Raw genomic sequence first — 25,077 nt, forward strand, 5'->3', positions numbered from 1 at the left:
CGGCCGCCCGCCCCGCCCCCCCCCCCCCGCCCTCGGCGCGGCCGCCGGCGCCGGCCCGGCCCAAGGTCACGACGAGCGAGCCGGACATCCCGCTGCCCCCGGAACCCTCCGACGAGGACGACGACGACCTCTACAACGAGGACGCCAGCCCGGCTCCGCCGCCGCCCCCACCCCCGCCGGACCAGGACCCGGACGAGGTGGCCCGCAAACTGCTCTCGGAGCACCTCGGCGCCCGCCCCCTCGACTGACCGGGTCCGGGAGGCGCGGGTCAGGACGCCCAGGGCCCGATGCCCGTCACCCGGTCGGCCGTGATCCGCACGATCACGGCCGTCGGCGAGCCCTGGTTGCCCAGCTCGTACTTCTCGACACCCAGGTACCGCCGGGCCTGCCGGTCCATCAGCGCCGTGAACTCGTCGGCGATGTCCGGTCCGATCACCCGGGCGGTGCCCCGGACCAGCAGGTACTGGGGCAGGCCGCGCGCGTCGTGGCCGTCGTGGTCCTCGATCAGCACGGTGACGCGCGGGTCGGTGCGGATGTTGCGCACCTTGGCACGGCGGCCCTCCATGCCCATGACGATTTCGTCGCCCTCCCGGCTGGCCCAGACCATCGAGGTCTGCGGCGAGCCGTCCGGGTCGACGGTGGTCAGCACGGCGTTGAACGGCCGCTCGAACAGGCGGTGGCAGCTTTCGGGGAGTTCCATGGTTCCGAGCCTAGGAAGCCGACAGGTACCGCTCGGTACCTTTGGTGCCATGGGTGACTTCTCCGGCGACGTCTTCCTCGCCGATTGCCCGGCCCGGCTGGCGATCGAGATCATCGCCGACAAGTGGGCGGTCGTCGTCGTGTTCGCGCTCAGCCGCGGCCCGCGGCGGCACGGCGAGCTGGCCGGCCTCATCGGCGGCATCTCCCGCAAAGTCCTCACGCAGACGCTGCGCAAGCTCCAGGGCTACGGCCTGGTCGACCGCCGCGCGTACGCCGAAGCGCCGCCACGGGTCGAGTACTCCCTGACCGACCTCGGCCGGACCCTCGTCGAGCCGATCGGCGTCCTCACGAAGTGGGCGGCGCAGCACGGCGAGGCCGTCCTCGAAGCTCAGGAGGCCAGGTAGGCCTCGATCGCGGCCGTGATGGCGGCCGCGTACTGCTGCCGCCCGTCCGCGCTCGTCATCCGGGCCGCTTCGGCCGCGTTGCGCATGTTCCCGCACTCCACCAGGGCCACCGGCCGGGTCGAGAGGTTGAGCCCGGCGAGGTCCGCGCGGGCCGACAGCCCGTTGGTGCCGATGTAGTTCGCCGTGCTGAAGCCGCTCGTGCGCATCGTGTCGCGCAACGTCTGCGCCAGGCGCGTCGACGGCGCTCCCTGGGCGGCGTTCAGCGCCGGTGACGAATACGCGACGTGGAAGCCGTTCGCCCCGGCCGCTTCGGAGCCGTCGGCGTGGATGGAGACGACCGCGTCGGCGTTCGCCTCGTTGCCGATCGCCGCCCGGCGGTCGACGCAGGGGCCGACACCGGTGTCGTTCTGTCGCGTGTAGACAACACGGATTCCCTTGTCCGCCAGAGCTTTCCCGACTCGCTGGGCGACGTCGAAGGTGAAGGCGTGCTCGGCGTAGCCCGCGTTGGTCGCGGTGCCGGTGGTGTTGCACGGCTTGGTCTCGCCGCGTCCCGCAGGCACCGGGCGGTTGATCTCCGCCGGGTGGGCGCCGTTCCCGCCGTTGTGCCCGGGATCCAGGACGACCACCTTCCCGGCCGTGGCCGGCGGCGTGGCGGACGGCGACGACGGCGGTGTCGACGGCGGTGTCGACGGCGAAGGCGGCGCAGAGGGCGGCGCGGTCGTCGGCGTCGGCGTGCTCGTCCGCGTGGTCACGGGAGCCGCCGCCGGGGTGTCTTCTTCGCAGCCGGTGAGCAGCAGGGCAGCGGCCAGCAGCAGGGGAGCAATCGCGCGTCGCACGGCCACCACGGTGCCACAGCCGGGCACATCGTGTGGCGCGACTACCCTGGTGGAGACACAGGCGTGCAGAGAGGACCGAGTGCGATCATGGCCCAACCCGGCGGCGGCTTCGACCTTTCCCAGCTGATGCAGCAGGCGCAGCAGATGCAGCAGAAGCTCGTCGAGGCCCAGGAAGAACTGGCCAACACCGAGGTCACCGGCACTGCCGGGGGCGGACTGGTCACCGCGACCGTCTCCGGTGACAGCCAGCTGAAGAGCCTCAAGATCGACCCGAAGGTGGTCGACCCGGACGACGTCGAGACGCTGTCCGACCTGGTCGTCGCGGCGGTGCGTGACGCGTCGGCGAACGCGCAGAAGCTCACCGAACAGAAGCTCGGCCCGCTGGCCGGTGGGCTCGGCGGCGGTGGCGGCATGCCGGACCTCGGCAGCCTCGGCTTCGGCGGCTGACGAACTTGTACGAAGGTGTCGTCCAGGACCTGATCGACGAGCTCGGGCGGTTGCCGGGGGTCGGGCCGAAGAGCGCCCAGCGGATCGCGTTCCACCTGCTGGCCGCGGACCCGGTGGACATCTCGCGGCTGCAGGACGTGCTCGGCAAGGTCAAGGAGGGCGTGCAGTTCTGCGAGATCTGCGGCAACGTCTCCGAGCACCCGAAGTGCCGCATCTGCCGCGACGAGCGCCGCGACCTCACGGTGATCTGCGTGGTCGAGGAGCCGAAGGACGTGCTGGCGGTCGAGCGCACGCGTGAGTTCAAGGGCCGCTACCACGTGCTGGGCGGCGCGCTCGACCCGCTGTCGGGGATCGGCCCGGAGCAGCTGCGGATGCGCGAGCTGCTCAAGCGGATCGGCGAGGCCGACATCAGCGAGATCATCATCGCGACCGACCCCAACACGGAGGGCGAGGCCACGGCGACGTACCTGGTCCGCATGCTGCGCGACTTCCCAGGCCTGAGCGTGACGCGGCTGGCCTCGGGCCTCCCGATGGGCGGTGACCTGGAGTTCGCCGACGAGCTGACCCTGGGCCGCGCGCTCTCGGGCCGCCGGGTGCTCTAGGCGTCCAAGCGCCGCAGGTCGTACCGGTTCATCACCCTGATCACCTTGTTCGCGTACTCCGGGTCGGTGGCGTACTTCTTCGCCACCGCCCGGATGAACGCGTCGGGATCGGTCCGCGCCGGCAGCGCCGCCGCGTAGTTCGCGCTCGTCGTCAGCAGCCGCCCGTAGTCGCGGAACGAGTCGTCGATCGAGGCGTAGGAGCGGAAATACGCGTCCACCGGGTGGCACGGCGCCGGAACGCACTCCGTCGTCGGGTACTGCGCGCAGCGCAGCGCCAGCGATCCGGGGCTCGACGGCGTCACGCACTTGAAGCCGAAGTAGTTCCGCTCGGCCGTGGACAGCTTGCTGCGGCCCCAGTTCGACTCCAGGATCGACTGCGCGACCGTCACCGACGCCGGGATGGCGTACTCCGCGTGGATCGTCCGCGCGATCGGGCCCGCCGCACCGACGTACGTCTCCTGGAACCCGGAGTCGAGCGCCGCCTGACGGATGGAGCTCTGGTCGATGGGCGGGGTCACCACCAGCAACGCCGCCAGTCCGAAGTGGATCATGGCGACACTTTGCCCGGGTGACCACCGGAGAAACCGGAGGTCACCCGGACGGCGGACTCAGCAGTAGCCGAGCTGCGCCAGGGTGTCGACGACGATCTCGGACGGGTGGTACTTGTCCATCCAGGACTCGCCGCGGCGGTTCTGGTACGTGTCGAGGAAGTTCTGCAGCTTGTCGCCGCGCATTTCCGTCAGGACGACCGTCTCGCCGAGGTGCTGTGGCGTCTCCGTGCGCTCGCGGTGCACCGCGCAGGGGAGGCCGAGGTAGTAGCACTCCGCCGAAAGACCACCCGAGTCGGTGACGACGTACTCGGCGCGCGCGACCAGCGGCAGGAACTTCAGGTAGCGCATCTTCGGCTGGACGATGAACTGGTCGTCGAAGATGTTCCCGATGCCCAGCGAGCGGATCTTCTCGCGCTCCGGCGCCCCGGCCATGTAGAGGATCGGCATCTGGCGGCTCTGCTCACGCAGGATTTCCAGCGCCTCGCGGTACTTGTCCGGGCGCGAAACCAGCTCGAAGCGGTGCAGCGTGGCCAGGCCGAACTTCTCCGGCAGGTTCGGCACGTCCAGCGGTTGGTTGATCGCCAGGCGCATCGCGTCGATCGCGGTGTTCGCCTCGGTGTCCACGACGACGCCGCGGGCGTGGCGGAGGTTGTTCACCTCACGCGCGCTCGGCGCGAAGTGGATGTCGACGATCTTCGCCGCGATCTTGCGGTTCAGCTCCTCCGGCAGCGGCGAGAGGATGCTGCCCGACCGCGCTCCCGCCTCGACGTGCCCGACGCGGGACTTGAGGATCCGCTTCCCGATCAGCGAGCCGTACGGCGTGGTGAACGTGTCGCCGTGCACCAGCACCAGCGGCGGGCGGCCGTCCTCGGTCAGCGCGGCGCGCAGCTCGTGGCGGCGGCTCCACGCGGTGCGCAGCACCTGCGCGGCCCAGCCCGGCACCTGCGCGGGCGACTCGAGGTTGTGGGCCTTGTCCTCGGGCACCAGCCAGACGTCCGGCTCGGGCATCTTCAGGTCGGCGAGGACGTCGGCCACCTCGTCGACGTGCTGCGCGGTGAACCAGATCTTCGGCCGCACCCCGCGCTCGGCGATCCCGTGGTAGACCGGCGCGATCTTGATCAGTTCCGCGGTGGTGCCGAGAATGAAGGAAATCACCGTGAAGGCCCATTTCTGGTCGGGTGCGGTGGCGCAAGGATACTGGCCGACCCGGCGCGGGGACCGCCGGGTAGCCTCGGCACGGTGAGTGCGAACCCGCTCCTCCCCTCGCTCAGCGTCGTGATCCCGGTCTGCAACGAGCAGGACTGGATCGAACGCAGTGTCGGCGCGCTGCTCGCTTCGGCGTCGGCCGCGAGCTGGCCGATCGAGGTCGTCGTGGTCGACGACGGCAGCACCGACGCCACGCCGTCGCGGCTCGACGACCTGCGCGAACGCCACGGCATCACCGTGCTGAGCCAGGCGAACGCGGGCCGGTTCGAGGCCCGGCGCGCGGGCATCGCCAAGGCGTCCGGGCAGCAGATCCTGCTGCTCGACAGCCGGGTGGTCGTGGACACCGGCGCGCTGACGTTCCTGCGCGACCAGCTGGTGGACCACCCGGAACGGGCGGTGTGGAACGGGCACGTCAACGTCGCTTCGGAGCACAACCCGTACGCCGGCTTCATGGCAGGCCTCGTGAAGATCCCGTGGCGGCGGTACTGCGCGGACCCGCGCCTGATGTCCTTCGGCATCGAGGAGTTCGACCTCTTCCCCAAGGGCACCGGATTCTTCACCGCGCCGCGCGCCGTGCTCGAGGCGGCTTCCGACGCTTTTGTTTCCCTGTTCGACGACGTCCGCTTCGCCAGCGACGACACCGGCGTGCTGCGCTGGATCGCCGAGCGGCACCGCATCTTCCTGGCCCCGGAGTTCTCCGCGACCTACCACGGACGCGACAGCTTCAAGAAGTTCGCCGCCCAGGCCTACTTCCGCGGCACGACCTTCGTGGACTCCTACCTCGGCTCGCCCGGTCCCGCCCGCAACGGCCTGTTCGCCGCGTTCGGCGTCGGCGTGCTGGGCCTCGGCCTGGCGCTGCGGCGGCCGAAGACGGCCGTGGCGCTCGCGGCCGTGGGGTCGGCCGCGGCCGGTGCGGCCGTGACCCGCTTCGGCGCGACCACCGCGGAGGCCAAGGCCGTCGCGAAGCTGGCGCCGGTGTTCGGTGCCGGCTTCGGCGCGGGTGCCGTCCGTGGCCTGCTCATGGCGCTGCGTGCCCGCCGGCGGCGGGGACGATGAGCTCGCCGGTGACCGACGAGACCGACGGGCGCAGCCTGGCGAAGGAGACCGGGCGCTCGGCCGGGAAGATCGGCATCTCGCTGCTGGTCGCGATCGCGCTCGGTTATGTGCTGACGCTGGTCGCGACGCGCTGGCTCGGCCCGGTGAACAGCAAGGTCTACCTCTCGTTCTGGGGCATCCTGATGGGCCTCGGCAGCGCGTTGTCGCCGCTCGAGCAGGAGCTGTCCCGCCAGTCCGCGGTCGCCGCGCTCGACGGCGGCAAGGCCGGCAAGCCCGCGCTGCGGGCCCTGACCGTCGGCGCGGTGACCGTCGCCGTGGTCGCGGTGCTGACGCTGGTCGTGCCGGTGCTGTCGGACCGGCTCTACGGCGGGAACGCCGCGCTCGGCGTCATCGTGCTGTGCGGGGCGCTCGCGTTCGCCTGCCAGTTCGCCGCCCGCGGCCTGCTCGTCGGGCAGCAGCGGATCAAGCCGTACGCGGGACTGGTCGTCGCCGAAGCCGCGGTCCGGGTGGTCGTGCTGCTCGGCATCGCCGCCGCCGGGCTCACCGGCGTCACGACGTTCGCGATCGCGGCCGCCGCGGGCTCGTTCGCCTGGCTGCTGTTCGTCCGGCCGGTCTCCGGGCTGATCGACCCGCACGCCGACGGCGAGGGCTGGGGGCCGGTCACCGGCCGGATCCTCATCCTGCTGACCGGCGCCGCGCTGACCGCCAGCGTCATCACCGGCTACCCCGCGATGGTGAGCCTGCTCGCGCCCGGCGGGTCCGTGGCCGGCGTCGGCGTGCTCTTCGCGACGCTCACGGTGTCCCGGGTGCCGCTGCTGCTGCTTTCCCCGCTGCAGGCGCTCGCCGTGCCGACCGTGGTCCGGCTGTCGGGCACCGGGGAAGGGCGGCAGCGGCTGCGGAAGCTGCTCGCGGCCGGCGCGCTCGGCACGATCGTCGTCGGCGTGGTCGGTGCCCTGGTCGGCTGGCTGATCGGGCCGTGGCTGGTCTCCCTGCTCTACGGCTCGGACTTCGTCGCCCAGGGCTGGTGGGTGGCGTGGATGGTGTGGGGCGCGGTGCTGCTCACGGCGCTGCAGCTGATGACGGCCGTGCTCGTGGCCCGCAAAGAGGCGAACAAGGTGCTCGTCACGTGGGCGGTGGTCGCGGTCACGACCGCGGCGACCCTGCTGCTGGTCCCGGGCGACCCGATCCTCAAGGCCGTCGCCGGCCTGGCCGGGGGGCCCACGCTGGGTCTGGTGGTCGTCTTGGTGTTCGTGTTGCGACGGCCGGGCAACGTTCGGCCCGCTTCGGACGTCCCAGTAGGGTGACCCCCGGCCGGACCCGGGACAGGTCGGCGTGAAACGCCGGTGAGGTTGGACAGCGGAAACCATGAACGTACTTCTGGTCGTGCTCGCCTTCTGGCTGCCTGGCCTCGTCTTCGGAACGGCGATCAGGCTGCGCGGCTGGCTGCTGGCCGCCGCCGCGCCGCTCCTGACGTTCGGCCTCGTGAGCCTGGGTGTGCCGGTGCTCGGCGGGCTGGGCATCCGCTGGAACGTCCTCGACGTCGCGCTGTGGACGCTGGTGCTGTCGGCGGCCGGGTTCGGGCTGTCGTTCCTGGTGCTCCGCTTCACCGCCCGGCGGCACCCGGACTGGGCCGAAAAGGACGCCGCCACGGCCGCACCCGCCCGCTCCCCACGCGAGCACCTGCTGATGGGGGCCGGCGTCCTGGCCGGCAGCCTGGTCGGGATCGTCACGTTCCTGCGCGGCGCCCGGGGGCTCAACCAGGTCCAGCAGGGCTGGGACGCGCCGTTCCACGCCAACCTGGTGCGCTGGATCGCCGAGCACGGCGACGCCCGGCCGTCGACCGTCGGCACGATCGCGAACCTGCCTGACCAGACGAACTACTTCTACCCCGACACCTACCACGCCCTGCTCGCCCTCGTCTTCGACAAGGCCGGCCTGGCGATGATGCCGACGCTGAACATGGCGGCGCTCACGGTGATCCTGTGCGTGCCGGTCGGGGTCGCCGCGATGTGCCACGTGTGGCGGATGCCGGCGCTCGCGGCCGGCGCGGCCGCGGCGGTTTCGGTGTCGTTCACCAACTTCCCGTACGACTCGCTGTGGCGCGGGCCGCTGTGGCCGTACGTCGCCGGGGTCGCGCTGATCCCGGCCGCGCTGGCGCTGGCCCGCCTGCTGCTGCACCCGCGGGGCATCGCCGGGCCCGTGGCGATCGGGATCGCCGTCGCCGGGCTGATCGGGCTGCACACCAGCGTGGCGTTCGTCGTCGTCGTGTACTTCCTGCTGATCCTGCTCGCCGTGGTGTTCCGGTTCGAGCGGATCGACTGGCGCCGGTCCGCGCCCTCGCTCGGGGCGACGATCGGGCTGGCCGTGCTCTGCGGGCTGCCGCTGGCGCTGCCGTCGCTCTACAACGCCGGTGGCGTGACGAGCGCGTTCTGGGCCTCGGACGCCACGGTCAGCGGTGGCCTCGGCGAGACGATCACGTTCTCGCCGATGGCGGCGTTCCCGCAGTGGTGGATCGGCGTGCCGGCCTTCGTCGGCATCATCCTGCTGGTCAAGCACCGGCGGATGGTGTGGATGGTCGCGGCGTACGTCGTGTTCGGCGGGCTGTTCGCGTTCACCGTGTCGCTGGAGACGCCGCTCATCCACACCCTGACCGGCATCTTCTACAACGACCACTGGCGGATCGGCGCGCTGGTCCCGCTGGCCGGCGCGGTCGCGTTCGGCGAGTTCACCGACACCGCCGCCCGCTGGTTCGCGGGCAAGGCGGCCACCCGGCTGCCGAACGTCCGGCCCGCGACGCTCGTCGCGGTCGGCGTGGTGCTGCTCGCCCTCGTCGTGGGCGGTCTGAGCCGCGGCGGTTACATCGGCCGCAACGCCGCCCGGCTGCAGCTGAACTACAGCGGCGGCCCGACGGTCAGCAACGACGAACGCCAGGCGTTCGACTGGCTCGGCGCGCACGTCGCGCCGGGTGAGCACGTGATGAACGGCAAGGCGGACGGTTCCGTGTGGATGTACGCGCTCGACGGTGTCCAGCCGGTCGAGTGGACGTTCTACGGCGCCGAGCCGAGCACCCCGGCCGGCTACCTCAGCGTGTTCCTCAACGACATCCACAAGTACCCGCGCGTGCGCCAGGTCCTCACCGACCTCAAGGTGCGCTACGTCTTCATCGGCACGGGCAAGGTCACGTCGACGACGAAGAACGGCGTCGGCCTCGACAACATCGAGTCCGACCCCGGCTTCAAGCCGGTGTACCGCAATCCGGGTGCGACCGTCTACGAGATCGAGGGCCAGCAGGGCGTTGTCACGGCCGGTGCGGCGCCAGGGTCTGCGGCCGGTCACGGGAAGTGAAGGGCTAGAGTGATCGCGTGTCAGTGTCTTCGGCGACATCCGTGACCAGCCGCCGGGTGCTCATCGTGATGCCCGCGCTCAACGAGTCCGCGAGCGTCGCGTCGGTCATCCAGCAGGTGAAACGTGCTTTGCCGGGCGGCGACCTGCTGGTCGTCGACGACGGCTCGGTCGACGACACCGCCAAGCTCGCCCGCGCAGCCGGCGCCGAGGTGGCGCGGCTCGCGGTCAACCTGGGTGTCGGCGGCGCGATGCGCACGGGCTTCCGCTACGCCGCCGCCCGCGGGTACGACGTCGTCGTGCAGGTGGACGCGGACGGTCAGCACGACCCGGACGAGCTCGACGCCCTGCTGCGCGGTCTCGACGACGCGGACATCGTGATCGGTTCCCGGTTCGCCGGCAAGGGCTCGTACAAGGCGAGCGGGCCGCGCAAGTACGCCATGGTCGCGCTCTCGCTCGTGTTCTCGCGGCTGGCGAAGACCAAGCTCACCGACGTCACGTCGGGGTTCAAGGCGATGGGCCCACGCGCCATCCGGCTCTTCGCCGGCTACTACCCGGCGGAGTACCTCGGTGACACCGTCGAGTCGCTGGTCATGGCCATCCGGGCCAAGCTGGTCATCAAGGAGATCCCGGTCGTCATGCGGGAGCGGGTGGCCGGTACGCCCAGCCACTCGCCCGTGAAGTCGGCCGTCTACCTGAGCCGGGCCGGGCTCGCCCTGCTGCTGGCGCTGGTGCGCCGCCGCCCGGCGGTCGACTCGTCCGACTCGGCGTAAGGGGAAGTGGAAATGGCCGGTTGGCGCATCCTCAGCATCGTCGTCGCCTGTGTCGTCCTGTTCGTCGTCCTGGAGATGATGCGACGGCGGAAGCTGCGGGAGAAGTACGCGGGCGTGTGGCTCGTCGTCGCCATCGGCGTCGTCGTGCTCGCCGTCGTCCCGCAGGCCGCCGAGTTCCTGGCCCTCCACACCGGCGTGCAGACGCCGTCGAACTTCGTCTTCCTCCTCGCCGGTGTCGTGCTGGCGCTGGTGTCGCTGCACCTGTCCACCGAGGTCGGGCACCTGGAGGAAGAGGTGCGCACGTCGGTCGAGGAGATCGCGCTGCTGCGCTGCGAGCTGGAGGACGCCCGGCGCGAGCTGGCGGGCCGGATCACCGAGCTCGAGGCGAAGACGGCGGCCCCGGACGACGTCAAAGGGCTCCCGCAGGTCGAGCGCGTCAGCAAGTGAAGCCCTGATCGAAGCCCTGCTCGCCGCTCCCGCGCGGCTGGGCCGGGTGCGCGTGCTGGCCATCGACGGTCCGTCGGGCGCCGGGAAGTCCACGCTGGCCGCCCGGGTCGTCGCCGGGCTCCGGGCCCGTGGCTGCCGCACCGCGCTCGTGAGCACCGACGCCTTCGCGACTTGGGACGACCCGGTCTCGTGGTGGCCGCGGCTCGTCGACGGCGTCCTGCGGCCCTTGGCGGACGGCGTGGCGGGTGCTTACCGGCGCGTGGACTGGACCACTGGGGTGCCCCGGCCGGGTGAGCTCGTCCGGGTGGGCGTGCCGGATGTGCTGGTGCTGGAGGGAGTCTCGAGCGGCCGGACTTCGGTAAGAACCCTGCTTTCGCACCTCTGCTGGGTCTCCGGCGGCCCGGCGGCCGAGCGGCTGGCCAGGGCCGTCGCGCGGGACGGCGAGGCCGCACGGGCCGAATTGGGGCGGTGGCAACGGTTCGAGCGCGGCTGGTTCGCCGTCGACGGCACCCCCGAAGCCGCCGGAACCCGACTTTCGTAGGGGACCAGGTGGTCACGCACCGTGTGCGCGGCCCGCTGGAACGATCCAGTGGATCGTCGCTCGATACACGAGTGGACCAATGTCGGTACCGCCATCTGAGTTAGTGATCGGGTACCGACAGCAGTCGTGAGGCGCAAATAGTCACATTCTGTCATGATTTACGGACACATTGCGGTCAAATCGGCGTCCGTGTAGCGCGATCGTAACCTCACGTGCTTAAGTGCGGGCCGAGTTCCCGCTAGTGTCGGCCCACACGATCGTCCGTCGAGTTCCTGACCGACCGGACGGTGACTTTGAACCCGAACATCTCCCAAGGGGTGCCAGATGCAGCAATTGCGGCTGACCCGAACACGCCGCGTGGCCCTGATCGGGCTCGCCGGCGCGCTCGCGGTTTCGCTGTCCGCTTGTGCGGAATCCAAGCGTGACGAGGGCGCGGGGGGTGGTTCCGGGGGCACGATGATCTTCGGCGCGGCCGGTAACCCGAAGTTGTTCGACCCGATCTTCAACGACGAGGGCGAAACCTTCCGGATCACGCGGCAGATCTTCGACACGCTGATCCAGAACAAGCCCGGCACCGCCGACCTCGAGCCCTCGCTGGCCGAGAAGTGGGAGCAGGGCAACGACGGCAAGTCGTGGACCTTCAACCTCAAGCAGGGCGTGAAGTTCTCCGACGGCACCCCGTTCGACGCCGCCGCCGTGTGCTTCAACTTCGACCGCTGGTTCAACATGAAGGGCGCTGCCGCCCAGAGCCAGATGATCTACTACGCCGACGTCTTCGGCGGGTTCGCCAAGAACGAGAGCAGCGACTACAGCGACCCGGTCTACAAGAGCTGCGAAGCCAAGGACCCGGCGACCGCCGTCGTGAACCTGAACAAGGCGAAGGGCGCGTTCCCGGCGGCCTTCACGCTGCCGTCGTTCGCGATGCAGAGCCCGACCGCGCTCAAGCAGTACAAGTCGGACGAGGTCACCCAGTCCGGCGACTCGTTCACCTACAGCGAGTACGCGAACAAGCACCCGGTTGGCACCGGCCCGTTCAAGTTCGACAGCTGGGACCAGGGCAAGGGCGAGATCACCCTGCTCAAGAACGACGTCAGCCCGACGCAGACGGCGAAGCTCGACAAGCTGATCTTCAAGGTGATCCCGGACGAGAACGCCCGCAAGCAGGCGCTCAAGGCCGGCGACATCCAGGGTTACGACTACCCGGCGCCCGCCGACTACGGCCTGCTGCGCAACGAGGGCGAGCAGGTGCTGGTCCGCCCGCCGTTCAACGTGCTCTACCTCGGCATCAACCAGTCCGGCCCGGCCGGCGACAAGCTGAAGGACGTCAAGGTCCGCCAGGCGCTCGCCTACGGCATCAACCGCGAGCAGTTCGTGAAGAGCAAGCTGCCCGAAGGTGCCGAGGTGGCCACCGAGTTCGTGCCCAAGACGATCTCCGGCTACACCGACGAGGTCACCAAGTACCCGTACAACCCGGAGAAGGCGAAGCAGCTGCTCCAGGAGGCCGGGGCGACCAACCTGACGCTGAAGTTCTACTACCCGACCGAGGTCACCCGGCCGTACATGCCGAACCCGGCGGACGTCTTCACCTCGTTCTCGGAGGACCTGAAGGCCATCGGCATCAAGATCGAGCCGGTCGCCAAGCCGTGGAACGGTGGCTACAAGGACGACGTGCAGAAGTTCGGCAAGCAGGACCTCCACCTGCTCGGCTGGACCGGTGACTACAACGACGCCGGGAACTTCGTCGGCACCTTCTTCGGTCGCACGAAGAAGGAGTTCGGGTTCGACAACCCGCAGCTGTTCCAGGCGCTGGCCGCCGCGGACGCTTCGCCCGCCGGCGACGCGCACGCCAAGGCGTACCAGGAAGTCAACAAGACGATCATGGATTACCTGCCCGCCATCCCGATCTCCTACGGCCCGCCCGCCATCGTGGTCGGCCCGAAGGTCAAGGGCCTGGTCGCCAGTCCGCTGACCGACGAGCGGTTCAACACCGTGACCGTGAACTGACAGTTCCACGCCGCGAGGCATGGGGTGGGCGCTACCGCGCCCACCCCATGTCCGTACTCAGCGGGCTGGCTTCCTAAGGACTGCAAGTGTTCCGTTTTCTCGTGCGTCGGCTGCTACAAGCGATTCCGACGCTGCTCATCCTGTCCATCCTGGTCTTCGCCTGGCTACGGTCGCTGCCCGGAGGGCCCGCGGCCGCCCTCCTCGGCGACAAGGCAACGCCGGAGAAGATCGCCAACCTCAACCACGTGCTGGGCCTCGACCAGCCGGTCATCCTCCAGTACTTCAGGTTCCTCGGCCGCGCGATCACCGGTGACTTCGGCGCCTCGCTGATCTCCACCCAGCCGGTGATGTCGGAGATCGGCACGTTCCTGCCCGCCACCATCGAGCTGGGCTTGTCGGCGATGATCGTCGCGGTGGCCATCGGCATCCCGGCGGGCTACCTCTCGGCCCGGTACCGCGGCGGCGCCATCGACAACGTGATCATCGTGCTCACCCTGATCGGCGTCGCGGTCCCGGTCTTCTTCCTCGGCTACATGATGCAGGACCTGCTCGCCGGGCCGCTGGGCCTGCCGTCGCAGGGCAGGCAGACAGCCGGGCTGGACGCGACCGCCATCACCAACTTCGCCGTCCTCGACGGCATCATGACGAGCGAATGGGACGCCGTCTGGGACGCGATCAAGCACCTGATCCTCCCGGCGTTCGCGCTCGCCACCATCCCGCTCGCGGTGATCACCCGGATCACCCGCGCGTCGGTGCTCGAAGTGCTCAACGAGGACTTCATCCGCACGGCCAACTCGAAGGGCCTCACGCAGCCCGTCGTCCGACGGCGGCACGTGCTGCGCAACGGCCTGCTCCCGGTGGTCACCACCATCGGCCTGCAGACCGGCGCGCTGCTCGGCGGCGCGGTGCTGACCGAGCGCGTGTTCAACTTCCGCGGCCTCGGGTTCCTGCTGGCCGAAGGCATCGAACGACGTGACTACCCCCGGCTCCAGGCGCTGCTGCTGTTCGGTGCGCTGGTGTACGTGCTGGTGAACATGCTGGTCGACGTCTCGTACGGGATCATCGACCCGAGGGTGCGTGTGCGATGAACACTCTGGTGAACAAGAAGAAAGAGCCGATCGACAAGCTCGCGGCGGCCTCGGGGCGCAGCCTCGGTGCGGAAGCGCTGCGGCGGATGCTGCGCAGCCCGGTGGCCATCACCGGTGGCGTGATCACCGCGTTGTTCCTCCTGCTGGCGATCTTCGCGCCGCTGATCGCGCCGAAGGACCCGTACGAGCGCTACCTGCAGGGCCAGGTTTCCCTCGGCCAGGGCATCATCCCCGGCGCCCAGCCCGGTTTCCCGCTCGGCGTGGACGACTTCGGCCGTGACTACCTGTCGCGGATGCTCGTCGGCGCCCAGCAGACGCTGCTGGTCGGTGTGCTGGCGACGGTGATCGGTGTGCTGATCGGCGTCATCATCGGCGGGCTGGCCGGCGCGTTCGGCGGCTGGGTCGACACCGTCCTCATGCGACTGGTCGACGTCATGCTGTCGGTGCCTTCGCTGCTGCTGGCGATTTCGGTGGCGGCGCTGTTCCAGAAGCCCAGCCAGTGGACGGTGATCCTGGCCGTGTCGATGATCGGCGTGCCGATCTTCGCGCGGCTGCTGCGCGGTTCGATGCTGGTGCAACGCGGCAGCGACCACGTGCTCGCCGCGACGTCGCTGGGCGTGAAGCGGACGTCCATCGTGTTCCGGCACATGCTGCCGAACTCGCTGGGCCCGGTCATCGTGCAGGCGACGCTGACCCTGGCCACCGCCATCCTCGAGGCCGCGGCGCTGTCGTTCCTCGGCCTGGGCGACCCGGACCCGAACCGGGCGGAGTGGGGCATCATGCTGAGCCGCGGGGCCCGGCAGTTCCTCGACGTCCGGCCGGAGCTCGCGTACTACCCGGCCATCGCGATCATCGTGGTGGCGCTCGGGTTCACGCTGCTCGGCGAGTCCCTCCGCGAAGCCCTCGACCCGAAGAACAGGCGGTGAACCCCCATGGCACTCCTTGAGGTCCGTGATCTGAAGGTCGACTTCGTCCGCCGTGGCGAGCAGTCGTTCACCGCGGTGGACGGCGTCAGCTTCGACGTCGAACCGGGCCAGACGGTCGGCCTGGTCGGCGAGTCCGGCTGCGGCAAGTCCGTGACGTCGCTGGCGATCATGCGGTTGCTCGCCAAGCGCGGCAACAAGGTCAGCGGCTCGGTGCGGTTCGAAGGCACCGACCTGCTCAAGCTGTCCGACCGGGAGATGCGCGACCGCCGCGGCCGCGACCTCGGCATGGTGTTCCAGGACCCGCTGTCCTCGCTGAACCCGGTCATCCCGATCGGGCTGCAGATCACCGAGGTGCTGGAGCGCCACCGCGGGATGTCGCGCAAGGCGGCGTCCGTGGAAGCGGTGGACCTGCTGGACAAGGTCGGCATCCCGGATCCGTCGCGACGGCTTTCCGAGTACCCGCACCAGCTTTCCGGCGGGATGCGGCAGCGTGCGCTGATCGCGATCGCGCTGGCGTGCCGTCCGCGGCTGCTCATCGCCGACGAGCCGACGACCGCACTGGACGTCACCATCCAGGCGCAGATCCTGGCGCTGCTGCGGGAACTGGTGCAGGACACCGGCACCGCGCTGATCATGATCACCCATGACCTCGGCGTCGTCGCCGGGCTGTGCGACGAGGTCAACGTCCTCTACGGCGGCAAGATCGTCGAGCGGGCGCAGCGGCACCAGCTGTTCGCCGAGCCGCGGCACCCGTACACGCACGGTCTGCTCGCCTCGATCCCGCGCCTCGACGCGGGCCGCGGCGAGAAGCTGATCCCCATCCGGGGTTCGGTGTCCGACAACATCCCGTGGGAGCACGCGTGCGCGTTCGCGCCGCGCTGCCCCAACGCGCTGCCGGTCTGCCGCGAGGTCCAGCCGCAGCTGGCGCCCGACCTGGGCGGGCTGCTGCGCTGTCACAACCCCGTGCGGCCCGCGGTCGCCGCGGGAGGAGGAACCCGATGACCCGTCCTGCTGGTGACGTGCTGCTCGAGGTCACCGACCTCAAGGTGCACTTCCCGATCAAGAGCGGCGTCGTGTTCGACCGGACGGTCGGGCACGTGTACGCGGTCGACGGCGTCGACCTGGCCATCCGGCGGGGCGAGACCTACGGCCTGGTGGGTGAATCCGGCTGCGGCAAGTCCACGCTGGGCCGGGCGATCCTGCGGCTCAACGAGCCGACCTCCGGGCACGTGGTGTTCGACGGCACCGACGTCGCCGCCCTCAAGGGAGAGGAACTGCGGAAGGCCCGGCGCCGGATGCAGATGATCTTCCAGGACCCGATGTCCAGTTTGGACCCGCGGCAGTCGGTCGAGTCGATCCTGGTCGAGGGCATGCACGCGCACGGCCTCGACAAGGACAAGGAAACGACCCAGCGGCGGCTGCGTCAGCTGCTGTCCGCGGTCGGCCTGCCGGAGTCGTCGCTGCGGAAGTACCCGCACGAGTTCTCGGGCGGGCAGCGCCAGCGCATCGGCATCGCGCGGGCACTGGCCGTGGAGCCGGACCTGATCGTCGCCGACGAGCCGGTGTCCGCATTGGACGTTTCGGTGCAGGCCCAGGTGGTGAACCTGCTGGAGGACCTGCAGGACCAGCTCGGCCTGACCTACGTCGTCATCGCGCACGACCTCGCGGTGGTGCGGCACATTTCGGATCGCATCGGCGTGATGTACCTGGGCGCGCTGGTGGAGGAGACCGACGCGGATTCGCTGTACCGGGATCCGCTGCACCCGTACACGCGGGCGCTGCTGTCGGCCATCCCGGTGCCGGACCCGCAGGTCGAGGACACCCGCGAGCAGATCCTGCTCGCCGGTGACCTGCCCTCGCCGGCGAACCCGCCGTCGGGCTGCCGGTTCCACACGCGGTGCCCGTGGAAGCAGGCGAGCCTGTGCGACACCGACCGCCCGCAGCTGCGCGAAATCGGCGCCGGTCACCGGGTGGCGTGCCACTACGCGGAGGACATCCGCGACGGGCGCATCCAGCCGCACGAGGTGAAGCCGGAGCTGGTGGAAATGAGCGGAGCGCTCAACCCCGATCTGGGCCCGCCGGACATCGGCACCGCCGCCGAGATCCTCTAGACCGTAGCTTTCACGTGAAAGCTACGGGCGGCAACGCCGTAGCTTTCACGTGAAAGTGACGTCAGGGCTGGAGGCCGGCGGCCCGCGACTGCAGGTACGCCTGTTCCGGCAGGCTCAAGGTCCGCCGAGCCGCGGCGAGGTACGCCTCTCGCGCGCCGGCCGCGTCCCCGGACTTCTCCAGCAGGTGCGCCCGGATCGCGTCGACCCGGTGGTGCTTCGCCAGCGCGGGGTCCGTCACCGCGGCCAGCTCCCCCAGCCCGGCCTCGGGGCCGTGGACCTGCGCGAACGCCACCACCCGGTTCAGCGTCACCATCGGGCCGGGTGCGACCACCCGGAGCAGGTCGTAGAGCGTGAGGATCTCCGCCCAATCGGTTTCTTCACTGGTCAAGGCTTCGTCGTGGACGGCCGCGATCGCCGCCTGCAGCTGGTACGGGCCCACCGGCGCGGTCGCCAGCGCCTTCGTGATCAGCGCGACGCCCTCGTCGACGAACGCCCGGTTCCAGCGGCTCCGGTCCTGGTCGGCCAGCGGGACGAGGGCCCCGGTTTCGTCGACGCGGGCCGGGCGCCGGGCCTCCGTCAGCAGCATCAGGGCCAGCAGGCCGGCGACTTCCCCGTCCTCCGGGAGCTCCGCGCGCAGCTGCCGGACCAGGCGGATCGCCTCCGTCGTCAGCTCGACGCGGCTCAGTGCGTCACCCGAACTGGCGGTGTGGCCCTCCGTGAAGATCAGGTACAGCACCTGCAACACCGCCGCGAGTCGGTCAGGGCGCTCGTCGTTCACGAGCCGTTCCCCGCGGAGCTTCTGTTTCGCGCGGCTGATCCGCTGGCCGATCGTGGCTTCCGGGACGAGGAAGGCCCGCGCGATCTCGGCCGTCGTCAGGCCGCCGACCGCGCGCAGCGTCAACGCCACCTGCGACGGCCGCGTCAGCGACGGGTGGCAGCAGAGCAGCAGCAACGTCAGCGTGTCGTCGACGCCGGTGACCGGCTCGGGAGCCGGCGGCTCGGCCAGCGCGACGGTTTCTTCACGCCGTTGCCGCGCGGTCTCGCTGCGCCACTGCTCGATCCGCCGCCGGGAGGCCGTCGTGATCAGCCAGCCCTTCGGGTGATCGGGCAGGCCCTCGGCCGGCCACTGCCGCGCGGCGGCCAGCAGGGCCTCCTGGACGGCGTCCTCGCAGGTGTCGAAGCCGCCGTACCGCCGGACCAGCGCCGCGAGGACCTGCGGCGCGAGCTCGCGGAGCAGGCCCTCGACGTCCGTCACAGCTCCGGCCCGGACAACCCCATCACCGGCCGCACTTCGACCACGCCGAACGCCGCTTCCGGGATCCGCGCGGCGATCTCCAGGGCGCGTTCTTCGCTCTCGCAGTCCAGCAGGTAGAAGCCGGCGAGGAACTCCTTGGCTTCGGCGAACGGCCCGTCGGTCGTCAACGGTCCGCCGTCGCCGACGCTGACCCGCTTGGTCAGTTCCGGGAAGGCGAGCCGCTCGGAGACGATCCGCTCGCCGGACGCGTCGAGGTCGTCGTTGAGCTGCTGGTAGTGAGCGAGCCCGGCGGCCCGCTGGGCATCGCTCATGCCTTCCCAAGCCGTGCGTGACTCGGGGTTGCCGTAGATCAGGACCACGTATTTCACCGGCGTCTCCTCCGCAAGTGCAACCGCTCTCCGAGGAGAATGGCACGACTTGTCCACATGTGGGTGACCCTTGTGGACAACTCCGGTGCCGCGGTGCCGACCCCCGACTCAAGTCGTACGAGGGGCAATACCTGAGTAGGCCGCCCCGTGCGTGCCACCCCCGGTACCCTGCGGAAAGCGAACGAAATCCGGCGTAGGTACCAGGGGGTACGGGCTGTGCACATCGACCAATGGCTGGAGGCGATCCCGCCGCTCTCGGTGTACCTGATCGTCGGTGCGGTGATCATGATCGAGAGCCTCGGCATTCCGCTGCCCGGCGAAATCGTGCTGGTCAGCGCGGCCTTGCTGGCTTCGCAGCACAGCAACCTCAACCCGCTGTGGATCGGTGTCCTGGCCAGTGCCGGCGCCATCGTCGGCGACAGCATCGGCTACTTCATCGGAAAAACCGGCGGTCAGCGGCTGTTCGCCTGGGCCGGCCGGAAATTCCCGAAGCATTTCGGGCCGACGCACATCGCCAACGCCGAACGGATCTTCAACAAACGCGGCGTCTGGGCGGTCTTCCTCGGCCGGTTCATCGCGTTCCTGCGGATCCTCGCCGGCCCGCTCGCCGGATCGCTGCGCATGCACTACCCGAAGTTCCTGCTGGCGAACGCCGCCGGCGGCATCGTGTGGGCGGGCGGCACGACCGCGGCCGTCTACTACCTCGGGGTCGTCGCCGAAGAATGGCTCGGCAACTTCTCCAAGTACGGCCTGCTCGCCGCGATCGTCCTCGGCGTCGTCGTCTTCTTCGTCATGAAGAAGCGCCTGGGCCGCACGCACGAAAGCGACGAAGAGACCCCCAAGCAGGAAGAGAAGGCGGCTTAGACCGTCACCGGCTCCGGGTCGCGCCGGCGCGCGGTCCGGAGCGAGCCGAGCAGCACGCCGGCGATCACGACCACGGCGGCGCCGGCCTCCAGCCAGGTCGGCCGCTCGCCGAGCAGCAGGAACGACGCCGTCAGCCCGACCACCGGTACCAGCAGCGAGAACGGCGAAACGACGCCGGCCGGGTTGCGCCGCATCAGCGTCGTCCACAGGCCCGACCCCACAACGGTGCCGATCAGCACGACGTAGGTCAGGCCGCCGAGCGCCGTCAGCCCGGTCGGGGTCCCGAGCGTCGTCAGCGATCGCCACTGCGCGGCCGGGCCCTCCATGACCAGCGAGAGCGCGAACATCGGCAGCGGCGGCACCACCGACATCCACAGCGTGAAGTGCAGCGGGTTGTCCGGCTCGGCCTTGCGGGTGCTGAGGTTGCCGAACGCCCAGCTCAGCGCGGCCAGCAGCGTCAGGATCATCGGGAGCAGCGCGGCGTGCCCGGACTGCTGCCACGCGATCGCGGCCATCCCGGCCACCGCCAGCGCAATCCCGGCCAGCTGCTGCGGGGTGACGCGTTCGCGGAGGAAGACGGCGCCGAGCAGCACCGTGAACGGCGCCGACGCCTGCAGCACCAGCGACGCGAGCCCGGTCGGCATCCCGGTGTCCATCGCGATGAACAGGAACGCGAACTGCCCGGTGCCGAAGCCGAGACCGTAGCCGAGCAGGTGCCGCACCCGCACCCTCGGCCACGGCACGAACAGGATCGTCGGGACGGCGATCACGGCGAACCGCAGCGCACCCGCGAACACCGGCGGGAACTGGCCGAGCGTGGCGTGGATGGCCAGGAAGTTGAGGCCCCAGAGGACGGCGACGAGCATGGCGAGCAGGCGATCACGGGCGGGCATGCCTTCACTCTGGCAAGGCCGACCGTGAAGGACCAGCGAGAATATCTGCAGGAACCTTGTAGTGGTGCTTCAAGTACAGTGACGGCGTGGATCTGGGCCGGCTGCGCACGCTGCGGGAGTTCGCCGACCGCGGGAGCGTGACGGCGGCCGCGCGGGCCCTGCACTGCACGCCGTCGGCCGTTTCGCAGCAGCTGCGGGCCTTGCAGGGCGAGGTCGGCCTGCCGCTCACCGAGCCGGCGGGCCGGGGCCTGCGGCTGACCGACGCCGGCCGCGCGCTGGTCGCCCGCGCCGACGAGGTGCTCGCCGCCCTCGAACGGGCCGAGTCCGAGCTGGACACCTACCGCAGCGCGCCGCGTGGGCGGGTGCGGATCGCGATCTTCCAGTCGGCCGGCCTGATGCTGCTGCCGGGACTGCTGACCCGCGTCGCCGGGCACGACGGCTTGGAAGTCGACGTCCGGGACGTCGACATGACGCCGTCTGAGGTGCCGGGCCTGGTCGCGGACTACGACATCGTCGTGGCGCACCGCGACGAGCACGCGCCGGAGTTCGCCTCGAGCCGCCTCGAGGTGGTGCCGCTGCTGCGCGAACCGCTCGACGTCGCGCTGCCGGCCGGGCACCGGCTGGCGAACCAGCCGCGCGTTGAGCTGGCGGACCTGGCGGACGAACGCTGGATCAGCGTCGACTTCGGCTTCCCGGTGGACGACGTGCTGCGCTCGCTGACCGTCCGCACCGGCGTGCGGCCGGTCGTGGTGCAGCGGATCAACGACTTCCAGATCACCGAACGGCTGGTCGCCGCCGGCCACGGCATCGCGCTGCTACCCCGGTACACGATGAACACCGGCCCAGGCAGCGGGCTGGTCGGGCGGCCCCTCGCCGGCATCCGCGCGGCCCGCCTGGTGGAAGCCGTCTGCCGGACGGGCGCCCGCCAGCGGCCGGCGGTGGCCCAGGTGATCGAGGAACTGCGCGCCGAGGTCGGTCAGCTCACGGCCTGAAGCTGTGCAGGTGCGTCAGCGCGATCCGCAGGGCGTCCTCGAGTGCCGTGATGTCGTGCCGGATGTGGGCCAGCAGCAGTCCACCTTGGACGGACGTCATCGCGGCCTGGGCCAGCCGCGCCGGATCGGCGCTGCGCACGAGTTCCCCGCTGTCCTGCAAGGTCTTCAGGCCCAGCTCCAGGTAGGACTCCCACTTCCGGTACGCCTGGTCGACGAGCGGCGCGAGCTTCGGGTTGTCGCCCACCTCCCCGGCGAGGTTGCCCAGCGGGCAGGCGATCGGCCCGCCCGGCCGGCGGTGGATGTCCAGGATCTGCTCGGTCCACGTCTCGAAATCGGCCCAGGAACCCAGCTCGAAGATGGCCGGCTGGTTGCCGAGGATCCGCTCGAGGTAGTGCTCGATCACCGCCGCGACCAGCTGCTCCTTGTTCTTGAAGTAGTGGTACATCTGCGATTTCCCGGCCCCGCTCTTGGCGAGCACCTTGTCGACGCTCGTGCCCGCGACGCCGTCGACGTACATCAGCTCGGCCGCCGCGTCGACGATCGCGTCGCGGGTCCGCTTGCCGCGCGGGGTCGTGGCCGCCGCTTGCGCCTCCATGTACCGGATAGTACAGTCGGCCACACTGTACCGATCAGTACAACAAGCTGGGGGTTCCCATGACGCTCGAGCAAGGTCTGTCCGGCATCCGCGCGAGCCTGCGGGAGGTGGCGCCCGCCGAGATCGCCGACGTGCTGGTCGCGCACCAGCAGGACCTCGTCGATTCGGCCGATCCGGCGAAGTTCGCCGGGCCCGGCGCGACGGTCGGCGACTTCACGCTGCCGGACGCCGGCGGCACCGGCGTCAGCCTCGCGGAGCTGACCGCCGAGGGCCCGGCCGTGCTGGTGTTCTACCGCGGCCAGTGGTGCCCGTACTGCAACCTGACCCTGCGCGCGTACCAGGCGGAACTGGTCCCGGAGCTGGGGCGGCACGGCGCGCGGCTGGCGGCGATCAGCCCGCAGCTCCCGGACGGTTCGACCGCCACGAAGGAGGCCAACGCGCTGAGCTTCCCGGTGCTTTCGGACGTCGGGAACGTCGTTGCGCGGGAACTCGGCCTGACGTTCACCGTGTCCGAGGACGTCCGCCCGACCATGAGCGGGATCGGCGCCGATCTCGCGAAGCACAACGGGGAGTGGGAACTGGCGCACCCGGCCGTGCTGGTGGTGGACCGTGAGCGCGTGATCCGGTTCGCCGACGTCCACCCGGACTACACGACGCGGACCGAGCCGGCGCGGATCCTCGAAGTGGTCAAATCGCTTTAGCTGCTTCAGGGGGTCCGGGTGGCGGAGCCACCGGCCTGGGGCAAAGCCCCGGTTGTCACAGCGCTGCGCTTCACGCCGTAGGTGATCACCGAACCCAGGACCAGGGCCACGCCCAGGGAGAGCAGCAGGCTGACCCCGGGTTCGGTGATCAGCTGGCCGCCCGCGTAGCCGAGGAAGGCCACGTAGGACGTCCAGAGGGTGACGCCGACGGCCGAGGCGGTGAAGAACTCCGCCATCGGCCACCGGAGTGATCCGGCGAGCAGGGCGCCCACGGTCCCGCCCGACGGCAGCCAGCGGGCGACCACCAGCACCGGCCGGGGATGGCGCTGCAGCCGCCCGTCGAGCCAGCCGATGCCGGCGGCGATCGTCTTCCGCCGGCTCAGCCGGTCCAGCGCCGCCCGGCCACCGAACCGGCCGAGGGCGTAGAGCGCCTGGTCCGACGCCAGGCACCCGGCACTCGCCACGGCGATCACCAGCGCCAGCGACGTCCCGCCCTGTGCCGCCGCGATGCCCATGCCGAGGAGCGTCACCTCGGTGGGCAGCAGCGGCACCAGCGAGACGACGAACAGCAGCACCAGCCCCGCCGTCGATCCGTCCACACTTCCATTAACCGCCTGCCCGGACCCGATGAGTCCCGATCACCGGGGACTCACAGGAACCCGACAGGTGATCCACAGACTCCCCGAAACCATGCCAGGAGCTGTCATGGTTCGGCACGAGGCTGGGCGCATGAACACACTTTCCGGAAAAGTCGCCCTGGTGGCGGGCGGTACGCGCGGTGCAAGCCGGGGGATCGCCGTCGAACTGGGCCGTGCGGGTGCCTTCGTGTACGTGACCGGCCGCACCACCCGCGCCGGACGGTCCGAAGTGGACCGGCCGGAGACCGTCGAGGAAACCGCCGAGCTGATCGGCGAGGCGGGTGGCGAGGCGGAAGCGATCCGCGTCGACCACCTGGTTCCCGACGAGGTCGCCGCGCTGGCCAAGCGGGTCGAAGCCGGGCACGGCGCGCTCGACATCCTGGTGGACGGCCTCTGGGGCGGCGACAAGCACCTCGGCTGGGGCCGGCCGGTGTGGGAGCACGACCTGGCGGCCGGCCTGCGGATGATCCGTCTCGGCATCGACGCGCACCTGATCACCAGCCATTTCCTGCTGCCGCTGCTGATCAAGCGCCCGGGCGGGCTGGTCGTCGAACTGACGGACGGCACGGCCGAGTACAACGCGAAGTACCGCGAAGGCACTTCGCTGCCGTTCTACCTGGCGAAGGCGTCGGCGCACCTGCTGGCGATCGGCGAGGCCGTCGAGCTGGCTGCGCATTCGTGCACGGCCGTCGCGTTCACACCGGGGTACCTGCGGTCGGAGATGATGCTGGAGATCTACGGCGTGACCGAAGAGAACTGGCGCGACGCCTGTGAGCGCGTGCCGCACTTCGCGATTTCGGAGACGCCGGCGTTCTGCGGGCGCACGGTAGTGGCACTTGCGGCGGACCCGGCGCGGCAGCGGTGGTCCGGGCAGACGGTGAGCAGCGGCCGGCTGGCGCGGGAGTACGAAGTGGATGATGTCGACGGCAGCCGCCCGGACGCGTGGCGGTACATGACGGAGGTCGCCGACGCGGGGAAGCCTGCGGACACCACCGGCTACCGCTGACGCGCCCCCGCCCCGTCGGCAGCAGCGAAATCTCCTGGTTCGAGCCGCTGCTGGACAGCATCGACCCGACCGGGAAGGTTGTCACCGCAGACGCCCTGCACACCACCGCCGAACACGCCCGCTACCTGCACGCCCGCGGCGCCTACTACGTGTTCACCGTCAAAGAAAACCAGCACCGCCTCCACGGCCTGCTCGACAGCCTGCCCTGGCACGACATACCCACCCACACGACCGAAAACCGCGGACACGGCCGCACCGAACGACGCATCACCCAGCTCGCACCCCTCGGCGAATACCTCGGCTACCCCACCATCGACTTCCCGCACGCCACGCACGCATTCCTCATCGAGCGCTACACCACCCATCACACCAGCGGAAAACACACCGCCCACGCCGCCCTCGGCATCACCAACATCACCCGCCGCTGGGCCCACCCCGCCCACGTCGGAGGCTACGTCCGCGGCCACTGGCACATCGAAAACAAACTCCACTACGTCCGCGACGTCACCTACACCGAAGACGCCTCCCGCGCCCGCACCGGCACCGGACCCCGCGTCATGGCCAGCCTCCGCAACCTCGCCATCAGCACCATCCGCCACCACGGATGGATCAACACCGCCGCCACACAGCCAGACACCCCACCCGACCACTACACCTACTCGGAATCCCCCACCTAACCAGCACAAACGACTTTGCCGGAACCCTGCCGGGAAGGGCGGGGGCTTGGTGTGG

Annotated in this window: 28 protein-coding genes and 1 pseudogene; 20 read left to right on the plus strand and 9 right to left on the minus strand. The window is 70.3% G+C overall.

The window, feature by feature from the left end:
* Nucleotides 1-248: pseudogene (locus tag AB0F15_RS32630) on the plus strand (DNA polymerase III subunit gamma/tau); the annotation flags it as partial.
* 20 nt (nucleotides 249-268) lie between these two features.
* Here AB0F15_RS32630 and AB0F15_RS32635 read toward each other — a convergent pair.
* Nucleotides 269-700, minus strand: coding sequence for a TIGR03618 family F420-dependent PPOX class oxidoreductase (locus tag AB0F15_RS32635; protein ID WP_360278826.1), 432 nt, complete (start codon nucleotides 698-700; stop codon nucleotides 269-271).
* A gap of 49 nt (nucleotides 701-749) precedes the next feature.
* On the opposite strand from AB0F15_RS32635, the gene AB0F15_RS32640 reads away from it, so the two are divergent.
* Nucleotides 750-1,103: a helix-turn-helix domain-containing protein gene (locus tag AB0F15_RS32640; protein ID WP_360278829.1), complete on the plus strand. Its 354-nt coding sequence runs from the start codon at nucleotides 750-752 to the stop codon at nucleotides 1,101-1,103.
* Here AB0F15_RS32640 and AB0F15_RS32645 read toward each other — a convergent pair.
* Nucleotides 1,088-1,948, minus strand: coding sequence for an N-acetylmuramoyl-L-alanine amidase (locus AB0F15_RS32645; protein WP_360278832.1), 861 nt, complete (start codon nucleotides 1,946-1,948; stop codon nucleotides 1,088-1,090). The genes AB0F15_RS32640 and AB0F15_RS32645 overlap by 16 nt on opposite strands.
* Nucleotides 1,949-2,026: 78 nt before the next feature.
* Here AB0F15_RS32645 and AB0F15_RS32650 point away from each other — a divergent pair, with 78 nt between their 5' ends.
* Nucleotides 2,027-2,386 (plus strand): YbaB/EbfC family nucleoid-associated protein, encoded by a 360-nt coding sequence (locus AB0F15_RS32650; protein WP_360278835.1) that lies wholly within the window; start codon nucleotides 2,027-2,029, stop codon nucleotides 2,384-2,386.
* A 5-nt stretch (nucleotides 2,387-2,391) separates the two neighbouring features.
* Nucleotides 2,392-2,988: a recombination mediator RecR gene (gene recR, locus AB0F15_RS32655; RefSeq protein WP_360278838.1), complete on the plus strand. Its 597-nt coding sequence runs from the start codon at nucleotides 2,392-2,394 to the stop codon at nucleotides 2,986-2,988.
* On the opposite strand, the gene AB0F15_RS32660 is transcribed toward recR, so the two are convergent.
* Entirely contained in the window at nucleotides 2,985-3,539 is a 555-nt protein-coding gene (locus AB0F15_RS32660; RefSeq protein WP_360278841.1) for a glucosaminidase domain-containing protein, read from the minus strand. The genes recR and AB0F15_RS32660 overlap by 4 nt on opposite strands.
* 57 nt (nucleotides 3,540-3,596) lie before the next feature.
* Entirely contained in the window at nucleotides 3,597-4,694 is a 1,098-nt protein-coding gene (locus AB0F15_RS32665) for a UDP-N-acetylglucosamine 2-epimerase (protein ID WP_360278844.1), read from the minus strand.
* A gap of 84 nt (nucleotides 4,695-4,778) precedes the next feature.
* Between AB0F15_RS32665 and AB0F15_RS32670 the strand changes: the two genes are divergently transcribed.
* From AB0F15_RS32670 to AB0F15_RS32720, 11 genes are all read left to right on the plus strand, one after another.
* Nucleotides 4,779-5,801 carry a glycosyltransferase family 2 protein gene (locus AB0F15_RS32670; protein ID WP_360278847.1) on the plus strand — a complete coding sequence of 341 codons (1,023 nt, stop codon included), beginning with the start codon at nucleotides 4,779-4,781 and terminating at the stop codon, nucleotides 5,799-5,801.
* A gap of 8 nt (nucleotides 5,802-5,809) precedes the next feature.
* Nucleotides 5,810-7,105, plus strand: coding sequence for a hypothetical protein (locus AB0F15_RS32675; protein WP_360278850.1), 1,296 nt, complete (start codon nucleotides 5,810-5,812; stop codon nucleotides 7,103-7,105).
* Between the two features lie 61 nt (nucleotides 7,106-7,166).
* Entirely contained in the window at nucleotides 7,167-9,146 is a 1,980-nt protein-coding gene (locus tag AB0F15_RS32680) for a DUF6541 family protein (protein ID WP_360278853.1), read from the plus strand.
* 23 nt (nucleotides 9,147-9,169) lie between these two features.
* Nucleotides 9,170-9,916, plus strand: coding sequence for a glycosyltransferase family 2 protein (locus tag AB0F15_RS32685; protein ID WP_360278961.1), 747 nt, complete (start codon nucleotides 9,170-9,172; stop codon nucleotides 9,914-9,916).
* 12 nt (nucleotides 9,917-9,928) lie between these two features.
* Entirely contained in the window at nucleotides 9,929-10,363 is a 435-nt protein-coding gene (locus tag AB0F15_RS32690; RefSeq protein ID WP_360278855.1) for a DUF2304 domain-containing protein, read from the plus strand.
* 37 nt (nucleotides 10,364-10,400) lie between these two features.
* Nucleotides 10,401-10,904, plus strand: coding sequence for a uridine kinase (locus tag AB0F15_RS32695; protein ID WP_360278963.1), 504 nt, complete (start codon nucleotides 10,401-10,403; stop codon nucleotides 10,902-10,904).
* Between the two features lie 324 nt (nucleotides 10,905-11,228).
* On the plus strand, nucleotides 11,229-12,908 hold the full coding sequence (locus AB0F15_RS32700; RefSeq protein WP_360278858.1) for an ABC transporter substrate-binding protein: 1,680 nt from the start codon (nucleotides 11,229-11,231) through the stop codon (nucleotides 12,906-12,908).
* 86 nt (nucleotides 12,909-12,994) lie between these two features.
* Nucleotides 12,995-13,996: an ABC transporter permease gene (locus tag AB0F15_RS32705; protein ID WP_360278861.1), complete on the plus strand. Its 1,002-nt coding sequence runs from the start codon at nucleotides 12,995-12,997 to the stop codon at nucleotides 13,994-13,996.
* On the plus strand, nucleotides 13,993-14,922 hold the full coding sequence (locus AB0F15_RS32710) for an ABC transporter permease (protein ID WP_360278864.1): 930 nt from the start codon (nucleotides 13,993-13,995) through the stop codon (nucleotides 14,920-14,922). Before AB0F15_RS32705 ends, AB0F15_RS32710 begins: the two co-directional genes overlap by 4 nt.
* Before the next feature lie 6 nt (nucleotides 14,923-14,928).
* Nucleotides 14,929-15,924, plus strand: a complete 996-nt coding sequence (locus AB0F15_RS32715; protein WP_360278867.1) for an ABC transporter ATP-binding protein — start codon at nucleotides 14,929-14,931, stop codon at nucleotides 15,922-15,924.
* Nucleotides 15,921-17,033 carry an oligopeptide/dipeptide ABC transporter ATP-binding protein gene (locus tag AB0F15_RS32720; protein ID WP_360278870.1) on the plus strand — a complete coding sequence of 371 codons (1,113 nt, stop codon included), beginning with the start codon at nucleotides 15,921-15,923 and terminating at the stop codon, nucleotides 17,031-17,033. The genes AB0F15_RS32715 and AB0F15_RS32720 overlap by 4 nt, the downstream gene beginning before the upstream one ends.
* Before the next feature lie 61 nt (nucleotides 17,034-17,094).
* Here the strand turns inward: AB0F15_RS32720 and AB0F15_RS32725 are convergent, their stop codons facing one another.
* Together AB0F15_RS32725 and AB0F15_RS32730 are read right to left on the minus strand one after the other, a co-directional pair.
* Nucleotides 17,095-18,288, minus strand: a complete 1,194-nt coding sequence (locus tag AB0F15_RS32725; RefSeq protein WP_360278873.1) for a DUF6596 domain-containing protein — start codon at nucleotides 18,286-18,288, stop codon at nucleotides 17,095-17,097.
* Entirely contained in the window at nucleotides 18,285-18,656 is a 372-nt protein-coding gene (locus AB0F15_RS32730; RefSeq protein ID WP_360278876.1) for a YciI family protein, read from the minus strand. The genes AB0F15_RS32725 and AB0F15_RS32730 overlap by 4 nt, the downstream gene beginning before the upstream one ends.
* A 216-nt stretch (nucleotides 18,657-18,872) precedes the next feature.
* Here AB0F15_RS32730 and AB0F15_RS32735 point away from each other — a divergent pair, with 216 nt between their 5' ends.
* On the plus strand, nucleotides 18,873-19,520 hold the full coding sequence (locus AB0F15_RS32735; RefSeq protein WP_360278879.1) for a DedA family protein: 648 nt from the start codon (nucleotides 18,873-18,875) through the stop codon (nucleotides 19,518-19,520).
* On the opposite strand, the gene AB0F15_RS32740 is transcribed toward AB0F15_RS32735, so the two are convergent.
* On the minus strand, nucleotides 19,517-20,413 hold the full coding sequence (locus tag AB0F15_RS32740; RefSeq protein WP_360278882.1) for an EamA family transporter: 897 nt from the start codon (nucleotides 20,411-20,413) through the stop codon (nucleotides 19,517-19,519). The genes AB0F15_RS32735 and AB0F15_RS32740 overlap by 4 nt on opposite strands.
* 86 nt (nucleotides 20,414-20,499) lie before the next feature.
* Between AB0F15_RS32740 and AB0F15_RS32745 the strand changes: the two genes are divergently transcribed.
* The gene (locus AB0F15_RS32745) at nucleotides 20,500-21,405 is read left to right on the plus strand and encodes a LysR family transcriptional regulator (protein WP_360278885.1); all 906 of its coding nucleotides are present in this window, start codon (nucleotides 20,500-20,502) and stop codon (nucleotides 21,403-21,405) included.
* Here AB0F15_RS32745 and AB0F15_RS32750 read toward each other — a convergent pair.
* A complete protein-coding gene (locus AB0F15_RS32750) occupies nucleotides 21,395-22,000 on the minus strand; it encodes a TetR/AcrR family transcriptional regulator (protein WP_360278887.1) in 606 nt (201 codons plus the stop codon). The two genes, AB0F15_RS32745 and AB0F15_RS32750, sit on opposite strands and share 11 nt — an antisense overlap.
* 59 nt (nucleotides 22,001-22,059) lie before the next feature.
* Here AB0F15_RS32750 and AB0F15_RS32755 point away from each other — a divergent pair, with 59 nt between their 5' ends.
* Nucleotides 22,060-22,701, plus strand: a complete 642-nt coding sequence (locus AB0F15_RS32755) for a peroxiredoxin-like family protein (protein WP_360278890.1) — start codon at nucleotides 22,060-22,062, stop codon at nucleotides 22,699-22,701.
* Nucleotides 22,702-22,706: 5 nt separating this feature from the next.
* On the opposite strand, the gene AB0F15_RS32760 is transcribed toward AB0F15_RS32755, so the two are convergent.
* A complete protein-coding gene (locus AB0F15_RS32760) occupies nucleotides 22,707-23,300 on the minus strand; it encodes a DedA family protein (RefSeq protein WP_360278893.1) in 594 nt (197 codons plus the stop codon).
* A 130-nt stretch (nucleotides 23,301-23,430) separates the two neighbouring features.
* On the opposite strand from AB0F15_RS32760, the gene AB0F15_RS32765 reads away from it, so the two are divergent.
* Both AB0F15_RS32765 and AB0F15_RS32770 read left to right on the plus strand, forming a co-directional pair.
* Nucleotides 23,431-24,345: an SDR family oxidoreductase gene (locus AB0F15_RS32765; protein ID WP_360278896.1), complete on the plus strand. Its 915-nt coding sequence runs from the start codon at nucleotides 23,431-23,433 to the stop codon at nucleotides 24,343-24,345.
* A complete protein-coding gene (locus AB0F15_RS32770; RefSeq protein ID WP_360278898.1) occupies nucleotides 24,282-25,022 on the plus strand; it encodes an ISAs1 family transposase in 741 nt (246 codons plus the stop codon). The genes AB0F15_RS32765 and AB0F15_RS32770 overlap by 64 nt, the downstream gene beginning before the upstream one ends.
* Nucleotides 25,023-25,077: the final 55 nt, after the last annotated feature.

The sequence above is a fragment of the Amycolatopsis sp. NPDC026612 genome, from assembly GCF_040638285.1.
Classification (GTDB): Bacteria; Actinomycetota; Actinomycetes; order Mycobacteriales; family Pseudonocardiaceae; genus Amycolatopsis.

Excerpts from the sequence above, each read along its gene's own strand:
- AB0F15_RS32635 (WP_360278826.1), bottom strand. The coding sequence starts at position 700 with ATGGAACTCCCCGAAAGCTGCCACCGCCTGTTCGAGCGGCCGTTCAAC.
- AB0F15_RS32640 (WP_360278829.1), top strand. The coding sequence starts at position 750 with ATGGGTGACTTCTCCGGCGACGTCTTCCTCGCCGATTGCCCGGCCCGG.
- AB0F15_RS32650 (WP_360278835.1), top strand. The coding sequence starts at position 2,027 with ATGGCCCAACCCGGCGGCGGCTTCGACCTTTCCCAGCTGATGCAGCAG.
- AB0F15_RS32660 (WP_360278841.1), bottom strand. The coding sequence starts at position 3,539 with ATGATCCACTTCGGACTGGCGGCGTTGCTGGTGGTGACCCCGCCCATC.
- AB0F15_RS32680 (WP_360278853.1), top strand. The coding sequence starts at position 7,167 with ATGAACGTACTTCTGGTCGTGCTCGCCTTCTGGCTGCCTGGCCTCGTC.
- AB0F15_RS32690 (WP_360278855.1), top strand. The coding sequence starts at position 9,929 with ATGGCCGGTTGGCGCATCCTCAGCATCGTCGTCGCCTGTGTCGTCCTG.
- AB0F15_RS32700 (WP_360278858.1), top strand. The coding sequence starts at position 11,229 with ATGCAGCAATTGCGGCTGACCCGAACACGCCGCGTGGCCCTGATCGGG.
- AB0F15_RS32710 (WP_360278864.1), top strand. The coding sequence starts at position 13,993 with ATGAACACTCTGGTGAACAAGAAGAAAGAGCCGATCGACAAGCTCGCG.
- AB0F15_RS32715 (WP_360278867.1), top strand. The coding sequence starts at position 14,929 with ATGGCACTCCTTGAGGTCCGTGATCTGAAGGTCGACTTCGTCCGCCGT.
- AB0F15_RS32720 (WP_360278870.1), top strand. The coding sequence starts at position 15,921 with ATGACCCGTCCTGCTGGTGACGTGCTGCTCGAGGTCACCGACCTCAAG.
- AB0F15_RS32740 (WP_360278882.1), bottom strand. The coding sequence starts at position 20,413 with ATGCCCGCCCGTGATCGCCTGCTCGCCATGCTCGTCGCCGTCCTCTGG.
- AB0F15_RS32750 (WP_360278887.1), bottom strand. The coding sequence starts at position 22,000 with ATGGAGGCGCAAGCGGCGGCCACGACCCCGCGCGGCAAGCGGACCCGC.
- AB0F15_RS32755 (WP_360278890.1), top strand. The coding sequence starts at position 22,060 with ATGACGCTCGAGCAAGGTCTGTCCGGCATCCGCGCGAGCCTGCGGGAG.
- AB0F15_RS32765 (WP_360278896.1), top strand. The coding sequence starts at position 23,431 with ATGAACACACTTTCCGGAAAAGTCGCCCTGGTGGCGGGCGGTACGCGC.